This window comes from Protofrankia sp. Cr1, assembly GCF_963555865.1.
Taxonomy (GTDB): domain Bacteria; phylum Actinomycetota; class Actinomycetes; order Frankiales; family Frankiaceae; genus Protofrankia.
In genome coordinates, this window is sequence record NZ_CAUVXO010000009.1 from 6,314 (window position 1) to 21,056 (window position 14,743).

At 66.2% G+C, this 14,743-nt stretch carries 10 protein-coding genes and 2 pseudogenes; 6 read left to right on the top strand and 6 right to left on the bottom strand.

Annotated features, from left to right (window positions below):
- Positions 1-73: 73 nt before the first annotated feature.
- On the bottom strand, positions 74-1,288 hold the full coding sequence (locus U9980_RS02055; protein WP_322749635.1) for an ABC transporter substrate-binding protein: 1,215 nt from the start codon (positions 1,286-1,288) through the stop codon (positions 74-76).
- 552 nt (positions 1,289-1,840) lie between these two features.
- On the opposite strand from U9980_RS02055, the gene U9980_RS02060 reads away from it, so the two are divergent.
- Positions 1,841-2,914, top strand: coding sequence for a sugar ABC transporter substrate-binding protein (locus U9980_RS02060; protein ID WP_322766447.1), 1,074 nt, complete (start codon positions 1,841-1,843; stop codon positions 2,912-2,914).
- Between the two features lie 209 nt (positions 2,915-3,123).
- Complete coding sequence (locus tag U9980_RS02065; protein WP_322766461.1) at positions 3,124-4,269, top strand: acyl-CoA dehydrogenase family protein; 1,146 nt, start codon at positions 3,124-3,126, stop codon at positions 4,267-4,269.
- 132 nt (positions 4,270-4,401) lie between these two features.
- Here the strand turns inward: U9980_RS02065 and U9980_RS02070 are convergent, their stop codons facing one another.
- Complete coding sequence (locus U9980_RS02070) at positions 4,402-5,160, bottom strand: 3-hydroxyacyl-CoA dehydrogenase (protein WP_322752398.1); 759 nt, start codon at positions 5,158-5,160, stop codon at positions 4,402-4,404.
- A gap of 71 nt (positions 5,161-5,231) precedes the next feature.
- A pseudogene (locus U9980_RS02075) lies at positions 5,232-6,426 on the bottom strand (thiolase family protein).
- Positions 6,427-6,788: 362 nt separating this feature from the next.
- On the opposite strand from U9980_RS02075, the gene U9980_RS02080 reads away from it, so the two are divergent.
- Positions 6,789-7,751: a pentapeptide repeat-containing protein gene (locus tag U9980_RS02080; protein ID WP_322766448.1), complete on the top strand. Its 963-nt coding sequence runs from the start codon at positions 6,789-6,791 to the stop codon at positions 7,749-7,751.
- A 686-nt stretch (positions 7,752-8,437) separates the two neighbouring features.
- On the opposite strand, the gene U9980_RS02085 is transcribed toward U9980_RS02080, so the two are convergent.
- A complete protein-coding gene (locus U9980_RS02085) occupies positions 8,438-9,841 on the bottom strand; it encodes an XRE family transcriptional regulator (RefSeq protein WP_322766449.1) in 1,404 nt (467 codons plus the stop codon).
- A gap of 556 nt (positions 9,842-10,397) precedes the next feature.
- On the opposite strand from U9980_RS02085, the gene U9980_RS02090 reads away from it, so the two are divergent.
- The 3 genes from U9980_RS02090 to U9980_RS02100 all read left to right on the top strand — a co-directional run bounded on the left by U9980_RS02090 (position 10,398) and on the right by U9980_RS02100 (position 12,913).
- The gene (locus tag U9980_RS02090) at positions 10,398-10,703 is read left to right on the top strand and encodes a WhiB family transcriptional regulator (RefSeq protein WP_322750043.1); all 306 of its coding nucleotides are present in this window, start codon (positions 10,398-10,400) and stop codon (positions 10,701-10,703) included.
- Positions 10,700-11,062: a hypothetical protein gene (locus U9980_RS02095; protein WP_322750039.1), complete on the top strand. Its 363-nt coding sequence runs from the start codon at positions 10,700-10,702 to the stop codon at positions 11,060-11,062. The genes U9980_RS02090 and U9980_RS02095 overlap by 4 nt, the downstream gene beginning before the upstream one ends.
- 576 nt (positions 11,063-11,638) lie before the next feature.
- On the top strand, positions 11,639-12,913 hold the full coding sequence (locus U9980_RS02100) for a bifunctional GNAT family N-acetyltransferase/ATP-binding protein (protein ID WP_322750038.1): 1,275 nt from the start codon (positions 11,639-11,641) through the stop codon (positions 12,911-12,913).
- A gap of 446 nt (positions 12,914-13,359) precedes the next feature.
- Here U9980_RS02100 and U9980_RS02105 read toward each other — a convergent pair whose 3' ends face one another.
- Positions 13,360-13,587, bottom strand: coding sequence for a hypothetical protein (locus U9980_RS02105; protein ID WP_322750037.1), 228 nt, complete (start codon positions 13,585-13,587; stop codon positions 13,360-13,362).
- 95 nt (positions 13,588-13,682) lie between these two features.
- Positions 13,683-14,743 (bottom strand): annotated as a pseudogene (locus U9980_RS02110) (hypothetical protein); the annotation flags it as partial.

Sequence of the window (14,743 nt, forward strand, 5' to 3'; positions counted from 1 at the left end):
CCGGCCAGGTGCCGGCCAGGTGCCGGCCAGGTGCCGGCCCGGTGGGGATTCGGGCCGGGTGGCGTGTGCCCGGTCAGGACGAGTTGCCGCACAGGGGTGCTGTTGACAGCACGTTGAAGTGAGCGCCGTCCGGGCTGACCTGGACGAAGTAGTTACAGGGGTTCTGGCGGACCGCACTGGTGAGGTCGACTGGTGCCAGCAGGCCGCCGGCGGTGTACTGGTTGACCTTGTTGAGTCCGGTGATGAAGCCGTGCCGGGTCGGGCAGCTGCCGGCTGCCTGTACGCCTTGGATGAACATGTCGGCCGCTATCCATCCGTCGAGCGCCATCTGCTGGTTCGGCGGCTGTATCTGCGGAGCGTACTCGATCATCCCCTGTAGAAAGGCTCGGTGCGCCGGGAGGTTGAGCTCAAAGGGCGCAGAGTTGACGGCGATGATACCGCCGGCGAGTTTGGAACCCCATCGGTTGAGCTGGTTGGGGTCGTAGCCGCGCGTCCCGATCCGTACTTTGAGCGGTACGCCGGCCTGCCCGGCCGCGTCAAGAACGGACGCGTACACCTCCGGCGCGGAACTGATGATCAGAGTGTCGGCCTTCAGTCTTTTAATCTCCCGCCCGATGGCGGCGAAATTATCGTTGGGCCCGGAGACGTCGTGGGCATAGACGACATTGATGCCGGACGCGGCCAGGCTTTCGATAACGGCATTTTTCTGCTGTATCGACACCGGGTCGAACTGGACGCCGAGCACGGCCGCGTTGGTGCCACCATGGTCGCGGACAAACCTGGGCCAGGTGGTCTCCGGGAAATAGGTGGTCACGGTGAAGACGTTGTCGTAGCTCGCCTGACCTGCGCTGAGCGCCGCAACCGCCGGGATTCCCTGATTCTGCAGCCAGCTGCTGGTGTCGTCACTGGCGGCGAGCTGAACAATCCCGAAATCCTGTTCCTCGTTCACCAGGTTGCGGACCACGACAAGGTTCTGCTCCGGCCGGTTCTGGTCGTCGGCCCAGGCGTATGTCAGGTGGCGGCCGTTCACCCCGCCGCGTGCGTTCTCCGTCCCGATACGGGCGTCCACGCCGGCACGAAACGGCAGTAGCGTTGCGTTCGTTGTCCCGGTGTCCGGGTAGACAAGTCCGAACTTGAGCGTGTCAGCACTCACGCCCGGGTCGGCACACAGTTTCGCGGCATCCGCAGCCGAGTTCTTGCTTGATCCTCCGCAACCGACCAGTAAACCTAACGCGGCGACTCCGGCCAGCGCGATTCCGCGACGGCCACGGAACATGGAACGTGGCATCGGTGCACCTCTCCTTCTATCCTGGTAGGCCTATTTAGATGATCTTATGGTCTTCCCGTCCAGGCGGGCTGGCACGCTTTGTCGTCGGCCGGTCACCGGTTCTCCCGGGATGTCCGACCGGCCCGGCCGCTGCCCGTGGTCGCCGTGGTTCGGCGTCTGGCTGGGTTGTCATCGAGTGCTGCTCTGCTCTTCCGATTTTTCTGGTGAGTGGCTACTGTGGCCCTCTTCGCTGCCAATCTCAAGAAACACCGTTGAACGCCGCCGGCGCGGCGGGACAAGGCAGGCGGTTCCGTGGTACGGCAATGGCCGTACCACGCCCCTGTCGCGGCGCACCCGAGTATGACAAGACACCGAATACCCAATTCAGTTCACTTGAAGGACAACGTGAAGACACGAAATTCTCTCTACTTGAACAATAATTGTGGCGGGCTCGCGGACCGTGCGCGAATTTTTACCAGGCCACGGTTAGGTCGGACCTGGAGGCACAGCGGGTTACAGTTGGTCGCGGGCGCCGCGACGGCGGTCTTTCTTGTGACCGCATGCAGCGGAGGGGTGTCTGACGGGGGGAGTGGTGGCCAGACCGGGACGTCCGGTGACGCGCTGATCGCGGCCCAGGCCGCCCAGGTCGAGGTGTCGAAGGTGCTGCGCAACCCCAGCGGCATCCTGCTCGACGCACCGCTGTCAAGGACGCCGCCCACAGACAAGATGATCGCCGTAGTGGACAGCCCGACCGGCACGGGCCATGTGAAGAACCAGGGCGTTGTCGATGGCGCGCGGGCGCTCGGGTGGCGGGCTGAAGTGATCCCCGTGGGCACGGGCACCGAGGACGCGGCGGCCGCCTTTGACAAGGGGCTGGACATGCACCCCGATGCCGTCGTCTTCGCCGGTACCCCGGTGGCGCTGCTGACCAAGCAGCTCGCCAGGGCCAAGGCGCTGAACATCCCCGTCCTGGCGGACAGCATCACCGACCCGATCCAGCCCGGGCTCATCTCGACGTCCCTGGACAGCGCGCCCCAGGTGGCAGAGTACGGCCGGCTTGCCGGTACCTACGTTGCGGCCACGAGCCGGGGCAAGGCGCACGTCGCCCTCTTCACGATCAGCGCCTATCCGGTTCTCACCGTCTTCGCCAACAGCTTCAAGCAGGCACTCGTCTCAGCGTGTCCAGCCTGCAAGATCGTAGTTGTCAATCAGCAGATCAGGGATCTAGGAACCAAGACCCCACAGAGTGTCGTGGAAACAATCAAGCGTGATCCGGACATTGACTGGGCGATCTTCTCGATCGGTGATCTGACGATCGGCGTGCCGGATGCGCTGCGGGCGGCCGGACTGCAGGGCAAGGTCAAGATTGGCGGCGAGACCCCGACCACGGCCAACATCGAGGCATTGCGGGCCGGGACGGAGGAAGTCTGGACGGGTTTCGCCGCGACGATCCTCGGCTGGCGCGACGCCGACCTGCTCGCCCGCTATTTCAACGGCGACGACCTCGACCGGGCGAACCGGACGTTGCTGCCCACCCAGCTCATCACCAGGGACACCGTGGACGCGGCTGCGCTGGACTCGACCGGGTACTACGTGGGTTTCCCAGGTTACGTCGATGCCTTCAGGCAGCTCTGGAAGGTCGGATAGTTCCGGAGTCCGCGTCACCGGCCGCCGGGCGCTCTTAGGATATGTCCGCTATCCTGAATCAGCCTGGCGGGTGTACGGCGTCGTGGTCGTGGTCGTGGCGGTAGTCGTGGCGGTAGTCGTGTCTCGCGCGATCGCGAACCCTGGTCTCGCGTCCCCGAACCAAGTGGGAGAGGTGGTGCACGGTGGTCTCGGACCAGCTGCCGTCGTCGTTGTCGGCGTGCGTATATGACAGTGATCATAAACTTTTCCGCGACGTGGTACGGGCTTTCATCGCACAGCGCGTGCTTCCGAACATCGATGCGTGGGAGCGGGCCGGTATCGTCGATCGGGCGATGTTCTCCGATGCCGGTGCGCAGGGCCTGCTCGGATTCGGTGTTGACGAGAAGTACGGGGGTCCCGGTATCGAGGATTTCCGGTTCAACGCGATCGTGGGGCAGGAGTTCGGCCGTGCGCTGGTCTCGTCAGCGGGCCTCGGTCTGACATTGCAGAATGACATCGTCCTGCCCTATCTGCTCGGCCTCGCCACGGACGAACAGAAGGCGCGCTGGCTTGCCGGTACGGTTTCGGGTGACACCGTTCTCGCGGTGGCCATGACCGAACCGGGTACCGGCAGCGACCTTGCGGGTATCCGGACCCGCGCGGTCCGCGATGGTGACGTCTACGTGGTCAACGGAGCAAAAACCTTCATCTCCTCCGGTCAGCATGCTGACCTCGTGGTAACCGCCGTGCGTACTGCCGACGATCCGCACCGTGGGCTGTCGCTGCTCGTCATCGAGCGCGGGATGGCGGGTTTCGAACGGGGCCGTAACCTGGAGAAGATCGGTCTGCATGCGCAGGACACCAGCGAGCTGTCCTTCATCGACGTCCGGGTGCCGGTCGCCAACCTTCTCGGGGAGGAGAACCGCGGGTTTTATGCCCTGGTCGGCAACCTGCCGCAGGAGCGGCTGTCCATAGCGGTCACCGGGCTGGGCGTGGCGGAGGGCGTGCTCGCCCAAACCCTGGTCTATGTGAAGGAGCGCACCGCCTTTGGCCAGCCGATCGGGTCCTTCCAACACAGCAGGTTCGTCCTGGCGGAGCTGGCGACCGAGGTCGACATCGCCCGTACGTTCATCCTCGACTGTCTGGTGGAGCATCTGCGTGGCGAACTCAGTGCCGCGCGTGCGGCCAAGGCGAAGTACTGGGTCACAGACCTTCAGTGTCGGGTTTCCGACCGTTGCCTGCAGTTGCACGGAGGGTACGGCTATATGCGTGAGTATCCGGTTGGCAGGGCCTTCGTCGATTCCCGGGTTCAGACGATCTACGGTGGGACCAATGAGATCATGAAGGAGATCATCGGTCGGGATCTCGGTTTGTGACCAGCTGTGGGCGTTGCGGGTGCGGTTCACCCAGGTTTTCGCCTCGCGGCTCCGGGGGCCCGGGATGGGTGGGCGACGGTGTTCGCGGACACCGCCGCCTGTCTCACCCCGGGACAGCCGGTGATCGGCTGGTCAGCGAGGGGCCATCCGGATGGCGCCGTCAAGACGGATGACCTCACCGTTGAGCATCGGGTTGGCGATGATGTGCTCGACCAGCGCGCCGTACTCGTCGGGGTCGCCGAGGCGGTTGGGGTGGGGCACCTGGCGGCCGAGCGAGGCCTGCGCCTGCGCCGGAAGGCTCGCGAGCATCGGTGTGGCGAACAGACCCGGGGCGATGGTCACTACTCTGATCTGCTTGTCCGCGAGGTCGCGGGCGAGCGGCAGGGTCATGCCGACGACACCCCCCTTGGAGGCGGAGTAGGCGGCCTGTCCGATCTGGCCCTCGAACGCGGCGACCGACGCGGTACACACGACCACGCCACGCTCACCCGTGGTGGGCTCGTTGCGAGCCATCCGCTCGACGGCAAGCCTGATCACGTTGAACGTGCCGATCAGATTGATCGTGACCGTGCGGGTGAACGTCTCCAGCGGCATCACGCCGGTCTTGCTGAGGATCCGGGCCGGCGGTCCGATCCCGGCGCAGTTCACCACGACGCGCAGGTCGCCCAGGCTGTCGGCGACATCGAGCGCGGCGGAGACCTGCTCGGAGTCGGTGACGTCCGCGGGCGCGAAGGTGGCCTTGCCGAGATCGGCGGCGGCCTGCTCACCACCTGATGTGGGCAGGTCCAGCAGCACGACGCCCGCGCCCGCGCTCACGAGACGACGGGCTGTCGCGAACCCGAGCCCGGACGCTCCCCCTGTGATCACAGCGATGCCGCCGGCGATATCCATCTGTCCGAGTCCTCTCCTGTTTCGTGCCGTTGCCGTTGCCGTTGCCGCTGCCGTTGCCGCTGCCGGCGTTCTTACAGCCGCTCGATGATGGTCGCGTTGGCCATACCGCCGCCCTCGCACATCGTCTGCAGGCCGTACCTGCCGCCCGTTGCCTCCAGATAGTTGACCAGCGTCCCCAACAGGCGGGTACCGGATGCGCCGAGCGCGTGCCCGAGGGCGATCGCGCCGCCACGAGGGTTGAGTTTCGCCGGATCGGCGGCAAGATCGTGTGCCCAGGCCAGCGGCACGGGTGCGAACGCCTCGTTGACCTCATAGGCGTCGATGTCGTCGATGGTCAGACCGGCTCGCGCGAGGACCTTCTGGGTTGCCGGGATGGGGCCGGTGAGCATCAGCATCGGGTCGTCACCAACCACTGAGAACGCGTGGAAGCGGGCGCGTGGGCGCAGGCCGAGCTCATTGGCGGTCTGCTCGCTCATGATCAGCGCAGCGGACGCCGCGTCCGTGAGTCGGGGAGGAGTTCCCAGGGGTGATCTTCCAGTCGATGTCGGGGAACCGTGCCCTCATGTCCGCGGTGGCGAAGGAGGGCTTGAGGGCTGCGAGCCCCTCGGCGCTCGTGCCCGCCCGCACGGTCTGGTCGACCAGATGCGTGCCGGTTGTGCCATCCGGCGCGGGTGCCGTCACCGCCACGACCTCGTTGTCGAACGCGCCCGCAGCCGCGGCGTCGGCGGCGCGCTGGTGAGAGGCCGCCGAGTAGGCGTCGAGGGCCTCGCGGTCGAGCTTCCACTTCTTGGCGATCAGCTCGGCTGCGACCCCCTGGTTGACCAGGCCCTCAGGGTAGCGGGCGTGGACTCCCGCGTCCTGCGGGTCCTGGCCGATGGTCGGCGTGCCCATCGGGATGCGGCTCATCGACTCGACGCCACACGCGATCACGATGTCGTAGGCACCGGCGATCACGCCCTGCGCACCGAAGTGCGCGGCCTGCTGACTGGAGCCGCACTGGCGATCGACTGTTGTCGCCGGCACGGTCTCCGGAAATCCCGCGGAGAGCACGGCGTTCCGGGTGATGTTCGAGGACTGCTCACCCACCTGCTGGACACATCCGCCGATGACATCCTCGACTCGTGCTGGGTCGAGGCCATTGCGTTCGATCAACGACCGAAGCACGGTCGCGAGCAACGCAACCGGGTGTACCCCGGACAGGGCGCCGCCCGGCTTGCCTCGTCCGGACGCGGTCCGAACGACATCAACGATGACAGCGTTGTTCATGAATTTCCCTCCGGGCGGGCTCTGGTCGGCCAGCGGCTGCGCGATCCCGATCCTGCTCGCGCGGCAGGAGGCCCTGAACAATCAAGGAAGTCGCCGGGCGTGGTCACAACGAACCGCTCGCCGACCTCTGTCGTCAGTGGACTACCGAGCCCATCGTCATCCACCGGACATTACGCGGTCAAAAAACCGGAATTTTTGATATGTTAGAGACCTTTTTATCCTGATTTTTGGATCCGGGATTTCCACGTGTGGGGCGGTCGGGTCCGGGGGAGTCGGCGGCACGGCAGCCGGCCCCGAGCCGAGGTGTCGTCCCGTGGTCACGACGGGGACGGCTGCCTTCGTCGTCGCGTAGAACATCAGTTATGCATGGGCGCGGTGACCGATGGTGGCGGCTGGGGCCGGCGGTGGTGGGGCTGGCGGTGGTGGGGCTGGTTGTGCTGATCGGCTTGGCGGTGTTGTGGGTGCAGGCGCCGATCTTCTACCCGCCGCCGGCCGACGGTCGGGCACCGGCGATCGCGACCACTCGCACCGGGATCGTCATCGCGGGTGCCGCATTGATCATATTTGTCGGTCTGATGATGAGCCTTGCCGAGATCCGTCGGGCCGCCACCCGGGCGACCGAGAGAGATCGACAGATGACTGAGCGGCAGCTGGCCGGACAATTGATCGAGCGTTACACCCGAGCGGTCAACCAGCTGGGCTCGGACACGACGGACGTGCGTCTCGGCGGGATCTATGCTCTCGAGCGGCTCGCGGGGGGTTTTCCCGAGGAGCAACCCGCCGTGGTCGAGATGCTGTCGGCGTTCGTCCGCGAGCACACGCGCCTCGGTCGGCCCGGCAACCGGCGGTGCACGAGCGCGGCCGACGGACCGGAGACCGACATCCAGGCTGCGATCAACGTACTGGGTCGGCTCCCGGCGCGGGACGGGGTCCTGCGTGCCGATCTGACCGGCGCGGACCTGGCCGGTGCCCGGTTGGACCGTGCGAATTTCACCCGTGCGCGACTTGACGGCGTGAACCTCGCCGGCGCCCGGCTGGTTGAGGCGAACCTCACGCGGGCCGGGCTGGTCGGGGTGAACCTGCGCACCGCCCGTCTCGACGGGGCGGATCTGACCGGAGCTCTGCTGGACAGGGCGAACCTCACCGATGCCCGGTTGGAAGGGGCCGACCTCACCGGCGCATGGCTGGACGGCGTGGATCTCACCGGCGCGGTGCCGCTGACACAGGAACAACTTGAGGCTGCCCACGGGGATGCCGCGACGGTCCTGCCGGTGGGGTTCACCCGGCCGACCTCCTGGCCCGAGGCGATAACCGTCCTGCTCTGACCGGGAACCTCCGGCTGGTCTGGATCGGATGGCTGCGAGTAGGACAGAAGATCCAAAACGCGCTCTGAGTGCCGGCCGGCGGATCCCGGCAGCGGCTGAATACCTCGTTAGCACCGGATACCCGGTCGACACCCGTCGGTCGACGCTGCGGGCATTGCAGAGTGCGTTCCGGTGGACGTGACCTAGCTATCAGTTTCGCGACAGCTTGGTCGGGAAATCATGTGTGGTGAGCGGCGCGGCCCCGATCGCGACTCTGTCGGTCGCCTGTCGCCGGGTGCGATCGCCATGCGGGCGAGATGCGGGCGAGAGGTCGCCATTGGTCCGGGGTTCCGGGGGTATTTAACGCTAGGTAATGATGGTTACGATCCGAGATTGAGTGGATGCCCTGTGGAAGCAGCTTGAAAGATCCTTTCTCGGCTGCTGCTGGAATCGACGGCCAGAGCATCGCGGGCATTTGCTTCCAGTCGGGCTCGGATTGATATGAAAATGTGGCGAGAGTCATACGCGTGCCCGGCATTATAAAGATCGTTTAAATGTGTCCTAATCGGATATTAGCCGCAAAAAGACAAGAGGCAGCCGAGGCGGTGATCCCGTCCCGGCTGCCTCGGCTGCCTCTTGTGTGCGGTGTCCCGTGCTGGAACCGCGGAGCCGGTCCCGCGTTGCGGTGACCGGGTGGAGCGTTGCCGTCAGGCTGCGCCGACGGCGGTCAGGGCGACCCGGGCGTGATCGGTGAGATCGGCGGCCCCGGCGCACCCGGTCCGTTCGATCTCACGGCAGAGCGTCGCGACGTCCCGGCCGGCCATTCCGGAGTCGAGAAGAGCCGCCTGCTCCACGGCCTGATGCCCGAGCTGAATAGCGGCGTCGGCATCGCCGGCCTGGACGTGCGCCACACCGAGTCTGGTCATGGCTTCCACCCGGGCGCGTGGGAAATCACCGGCCAGCCCGTCCGCGGCATTGTCCAGGTACGGAATCGCCGCGGCTCCGTCACCGCTGGCCAGTAGCGCTTCACCAGCGAAAAGTGAAATGCAGGACGGGACGCACCAATAGATGTGCGGAGGATCCTCCGCCGGCTGCGACTGGCTGATGAGATGAACCGCGTCCTCGGCCGTCCTGGCTGCGGTGGTACTTTCGCCGGCACGGCCGTACGCGAGAGCCAGCGCGCCGGAGATTGCCGCCTTCTCGGTGGCCGTCATTGCCGACCGGGCCCCGGCCTGAGCCGACCGGAGCATGGTGACAGCGTCATTCGGGTCGCCATACCATGCCGCCTGCTCAGCCATGCAACGCAGGATGTTGGCACCGAGCGCGGGTTGGCCGGCCTCGCCGGCGGCCCGTAGCGCGACCATCCACAGGCGCTGGGCGCCGCCGTGGTAGCCGCTGTCGAACGCTGCCCACCCGGCCAGGCGGGCCAGCTCAGCCGCGACGGCGTACAGCCGTGCCTCGTGGGCGTGGCCGTACAGGGCGGTCCGCAGGACGCGTACCGCGACCCGCAGCTCCGCCATGGAAAGCTCGTATATGTCATCTCCTCCTAGAACGTCATCCATCTTGCGAAGCGTGTCGACCCGCCGCTCGAAACCCGCGACGAGCGAGTCGTTCACGCGCTTTCCTTCGAGCGCCGCGGCAAGCCCGGCTGAATCGGTCATGAGCCAGTGATGTGCGACCGAGGTCAGCGCCACGCCGGACACGCTGAGAAATTTCCGCCGTTCCATGTTGGCGGTCACCTCCTCGAACCCGACGGCCAACCCGTCAGGTCTCCATAGAAGGTCGAGATCGGCGTCTGCCCATCGAGCCTCCCCATCGTCAACTGAATTCGACATGAGTGCCAGAGCCCCGGTTTCGGGCCCGGTGTAGTCGCACGCCCAACCGAGGGCGACGACATTGGTGCAGTAATAGCGGGATAGTAGATCACAGTGTTCCCAGCTCGGGCGTTTGCCGCCCTCGTACTCTGAGAGGCGCTGCGCGGTCAACGCATCCCATGGTCTACCGATGTCCTCGGCGAGACTCCGGATCTCGTCCGCTGCCCGCGCCAGAGACAGGCCGCGGATCTGGCGTGCATGCTGCAACGGACCGATGGTAACCCTTCGAGGAGGCATCTGACCTTCTCCCATTTGGCCGTCATGTCAAGGCATGTACTCGGAACGTAGCCAACCCCCCCTCCGGAGTCTAAGGACCCGAGGTCACCTGTGGTGAGTCGTTCTTCCTGGTCGGTCCGCGGCGGGGCACCTTGATTCTCGCCGGATTACGTCCCGGCCGGTATTCGCCGGCACCGTATGCGACCTCCGCCGGGTGCCGGGTCCTCGCGACTCAGGTGCACGCGGAGTATCCGGACGGTGATCGTGCGGATCTGCGAACTGCCGCCCCGATGTCACTGGAAACCCTGATTCCCAGCACTTCGAACGAATGGAGGCGACGGGACGTTGTACCTCAGCCTTTATTCATGAGTCCCTGGCGTCGGCCCAGGTCATATTCCCCGTTCACTGGTTCTGAAACATTGCGAGTAGACACTCACTGGGGCCGGTCGTACGCTTCTGTTCGATTTAGTCTTCATGTCGACGCGACCACGGGACGGTGTCGGATGGCAGAAGAGTTCTTGTATTGGACGCGGCTGGCGAGCTGCGCGGCCAGTTCGAGGACATGAACACCGCATATATGTGGCGTCATGTTCGGGCACAGGAGCCGCAGTCCCCAGAGGATTTGGAAGTTTGGCGGCAGCGCAGCGCCTGCCGGGATGAGGACCCGGAGTTGTTCTTCCCGGTGGGTACCACCGGGCCGGCACGGCGCCAGCTGGAGGAGGCCAAGGCCGTCTGCCGGCGCTGTCTGGTGATCCGCGAGTGCCTGAACTGGGCGCTCGACACCGGCCAGGATGCCGGGGTTTGGGGCGGTTTGGATGAGGATGAGCGTCGGATCCTGCGCCGTCAGCTCGTGAGCGCTCCCGCTCCCCGGGTGCCACAGTGATCACGAAGACATTGCCGAGGGCCGTCTCGCCGGTGTTGCTGGCCTGCGCGATGGCGGATTGGCAGCATGCCGCGGCCCGCCTGTGGATCGCCGCACGCGAATATGCCGAGGCTGTGACCTCGGAGAGCGATGTCATGACATCCCTTGCACGGCTGATCGCGGACGGTGCGCCGGAAGGAGAGATTCACCAAGCGCGGGCACTGCTGGCCCATCTGATGGCTATTCGCGCAGAGGCCGGGTGCAGGCTGGGACTGACCGGGCTGCCGGACGAACTCGCTCGTGCGGGCCGCGACCTGCTGTCGGCCGCTCCTCTCGCGCGCAAGCACGCGATCCCCCGGCCGCGCGAGGGCGCTGCCTGATGATTGGACTCCGTGGGACGGCGACAACGGTGCTCGGCCGTCCGCGAGTGCGGGGCAGCGCACCCCGAGGAATGTTCCGTCGAGGTTTCACCGCATTGACGCGGTGGTGTCGCAACGCGGTCGACCGGCGTACCCGACGCCCGACAACTGTTTCTGCAACGAACTGGTCGGCGCTGCGCCGGTGTTACCTCGGCCGCATCCCCGAGGCTACCGAGAACCCGATCGAAAATCGTCGGAACATAACATCGCGTGGGTCTCCGCCGGGCAGGGCACGGCCTCCGGAGGCGCGAAAAGAGTCATGATCACGCCTTCCTCGGTCTGCAGCTGAGGTCCGCGTGGTCGGAAAAGCTCCCCGGCGCGGTGGCTGACAACAGTCGCGACCCCCGGGTGAGACCCCGGCGCGGGCCATTTACCGCTCCCCTCCGCGGTGCAATGGCCCGCGCCGGCTGGTTAGCTCCTTTCGAGCCTGCGCTGCGGGCTCCTTGCCGCTGCCCGAGTGGTAACACGAGTGGAAACGACGCGACAGGTAACTGACCCGTACTTGCGCACGAGTGACACGAGTGAAAGGAGTCGGCCATGACCAACTGGCATGTACGGTCCTACGACACCACCGATCACACCGCCACGGTTCAACTGCTTGAGGAGGTCAGATCTGACGCGGAAGGGCCGTCGTTTGATCTGACGGACACGGTTCTCGCGTTGCGCGAGGACACTCCCGCTGTCGTCGCCGTCACACCCGACCAGTGCGTCGGCGTTGCGGTCGGGAAATATGAACGAGGACACGCTCGGGTCCTTGCGCTGGCAATCTCGCCCGCATGGCGATACCGGGGCATCGGGTCCGCGCTCCTGCAGGCGCTGGAGAATCAGCTCATTCACGCCGGTCACCGCCGCATCACCACGCTGCTCGGGCCGGGCCAGTTCGGGGAACTAGCCTTCCGGAACAGGGGATTCGCCAAGACCGGGCTCACGCTCTATGAGAAGTACGAGCCGCTGCGGCCGGTTGACGTCACGACCGTGGAGCGCTGGGGCGGTACCCTGCTCACCGCGGCGGAATGGCACAGTCTGGCCGGGATGGCCGAGGGCAAGAAACTGGTGGAACAGCGCCTGCTCCTTCCCATCAAGGAAAACGAGCTGGCCGAGACGTACGGGGTGGTCACACCGACGACCATGCTTCTGTTCGGGCCGCCGGGCACCGGGAAGACGTCGTTCGCGCGGGCCGTGGCGGCGCGCCTGGAATGGCCGTTCGTGGAACTTCTGCCATCCCGGCTGGTCGCGACCGGCGGCGGCAACCTGGCTGGCGAGCTGCGCACGGCCATCACCGAGCTCATGCAGGTCGAACGGGTCGTGGTCTTCATCGACGAGGTGGACGAGATCGCGCAGTCCCGGGACGCGGTCGGGCCGGAGAGCCAGTCCGTGGTGAACGAGCTGCTGAAGGCCATCCCGCAGTTCCGCGGCGCCCCGGGGCGTCTGTTGATCTGTGCGACGAACTCGATCGCGGCGCTGGACCCGGCGTTCATCCGACCTGGCCGCTTCGACCTTGTTCTTCCGGTCGGGCCGCCGGACGCGCCCGGCCGCCGCCTGCTGCTCGACAGGTTCCTCGAGCGGATAGACAACAAGCAGGTCGACATCGAACCGGTTGTCGCGGCCACCGAGCTGTTCACCCCGGCCGATCTTGCTTCTGCCGTGCAACGCGCGGTGGCGGCGGCATTCCACCGCGCGGTCGACAAGGGTGAGCGCCTGCCGGTGACCACCGAAGACCTCCTGGCGGCGGCGCGTTCGTCGCGGCCGACCATCAGCGCCGACGAGCTTGACCGCTTCCGCTCAGACGCCAGGGCCTTCACCCGCAGCTGAAGCTTCCGCCACTGCTGCCCCAGGGCCTGTCTGATGGATATTGGTCGATGCGGGCGATGATCCAGAAGGAGGCCCGCAAGGCGGAGGAGGAGCCGATAGTGGTGTTCTATCGGTGACGACGACAACGCGGCGAGGCGCCTTCTGGGCATCGGTGCGCGCGATCGAAGATCCATCAGACAGGCCCAAGCGCCGAGCGGATGCCCGCGGCCGGTCCCGTGTCGGGACGGTCGCCTGGCATCGCCGTTGGGGTTTCCGTTGTCCGCATTGACCCCGATGGTGCACAGTTGATGTGTTCATGTCTACTAGCACCAGTTGTTGTTGTGTTTTGCATGTCTTGCTGTTGGTTTTTGCTGTACCGAGGGGATCGTGCAGACGGGGAGCGTCGAGATGACCACGGCTGTGCAGGCTCACCAGGTTGAGTGAGCCTGCACAGCCGCCGCTTGCGGCTACTTCCCGCCGGTGTCGGACAGCAGGGTCAGCGCGTAGGCCGCCCGGAAGTACTTGTTCGTGCCCAGGTCCGAGATGGTTTTGACGTTCAGTGCCTGATTGAGCAGTTTTCCGTCATCATCGGTCACTCCGGCGAGCGCGCTCACCGGCGCGCGGAGCACCTCGCTGAGGCTCTTGTTCTCCCAGTTCTTGTCCAGCTGCGTGTCAAGGTCTGCGCTGATCGGCATGTTCTGGTTCCCCTTCTCCGGAGGCTGGCCCGTGCGACTACGAGTCTGCGCCGGCGGCGGGGAGATCGCCGGGTGTGCCGGGTCGCCGGGCGCTCTTATCTCTTGAACCCGGCGACCGGGTTGAGCAGGACGTCGCGGTGGCGCCAAGCCAGGCGGAGCAGAGCCGCACCGGCCGGCTGCATGGGTTCGGTGCCCGTCTCGGTGCCCGTCTCGGTGCCGGTCTCGGTGCCGGTCTCGGTGCCGGCGTAGCGCTCGACGGTCTCGGCCGTGAACGGGATGCCCATGACCGCACCGCTGCCGTCGGACCGGGTGCCGATCACATGACCTTCGGTGTTGGTCGTGACGAGGTTCGCGAACAGCGTGTCGAAGACGTCCGCATCGAAGACCGCGGCTTGGAGCATGTCCACGACGAGCGTGAGGGGGTCGACGCCGGTCCCGAGCCAGAACACCCGCAGCTGTCCGGCGGTTCGAGCCTGCGCCAGGGCGCGGTACAGGGGCCAACTGTCGTAGTCGAGCGGTGCCGTGTCGGTACCGTAGGACTCGTCCGTGCCGAGCAGTTCCTCGGACAGCTCCCGGACGGTTGCCCGCCACAGGTCAAGGTCGTTGGCCTCGTTCCAGGCCGCGTCCGCGGACGGCTGGAACATGCCGACGGGCATCACCTGGTAGAGCCCGCCCCCGCTGGCGACCTTGGCCGGGTCCCGCCAGTGCAGCGGGAAGCTCGCCTGTCCTGATGTGGGGTCACGGCGCAGTACCAGGGTACTGATCGCTGGGAGCAGCGGGCGCCGCCCGCCGTCGAACGGGTCGCCGATGAGCCGGCGCCACGGCAGTTCCGGCCAGCTGACAGGCGGAAGGACCGGTCGTGACCCGCCGGACATCTCACCGGACATCTCACCGGACATCTCGCCGGGCGGCGGTGCCGATCCCACGTCGGTGACCCTGGCCAGGACGGCCCCGGCAAGTTCGTGCGCGGCGGCTTCGCAGATGTTGATGACGTCGAAGTAGGAACCCGGGGCGAACATCAGGCGCAGGGGGCTTCCGCCGGCGGGCGGTTCGAGGCCGACGAGCCGGTAGGTCGTGCGGTTCTCCAGCAACCGAGGTGGGTCGAGCGCAGTCAGCGCGTGGGCGTAGGTGGCGAACGATTGTCCCTGTTGTTCTG

Bases quoted from the DNA above. Each gene is read 5' to 3' on its own strand.
- U9980_RS02080 (WP_322766448.1), top strand. From the start codon at position 6,789: ATGCATGGGCGCGGTGACCGATGGTGGCGGCTGGGGCCGGCGGTGGTG.
- U9980_RS02055 (WP_322749635.1), bottom strand. From the start codon at position 1,288: ATGCCACGTTCCATGTTCCGTGGCCGTCGCGGAATCGCGCTGGCCGGA.
- U9980_RS02105 (WP_322750037.1), bottom strand. From the start codon at position 13,587: ATGCCGATCAGCGCAGACCTTGACACGCAGCTGGACAAGAACTGGGAG.
- U9980_RS02085 (WP_322766449.1), bottom strand. From the start codon at position 9,841: ATGCCTCCTCGAAGGGTTACCATCGGTCCGTTGCAGCATGCACGCCAG.
- U9980_RS02100 (WP_322750038.1), top strand. From the start codon at position 11,639: ATGACCAACTGGCATGTACGGTCCTACGACACCACCGATCACACCGCC.
- U9980_RS02090 (WP_322750043.1), top strand. From the start codon at position 10,398: ATGTGGCGTCATGTTCGGGCACAGGAGCCGCAGTCCCCAGAGGATTTG.
- U9980_RS02070 (WP_322752398.1), bottom strand. From the start codon at position 5,160: ATGGATATCGCCGGCGGCATCGCTGTGATCACAGGGGGAGCGTCCGGG.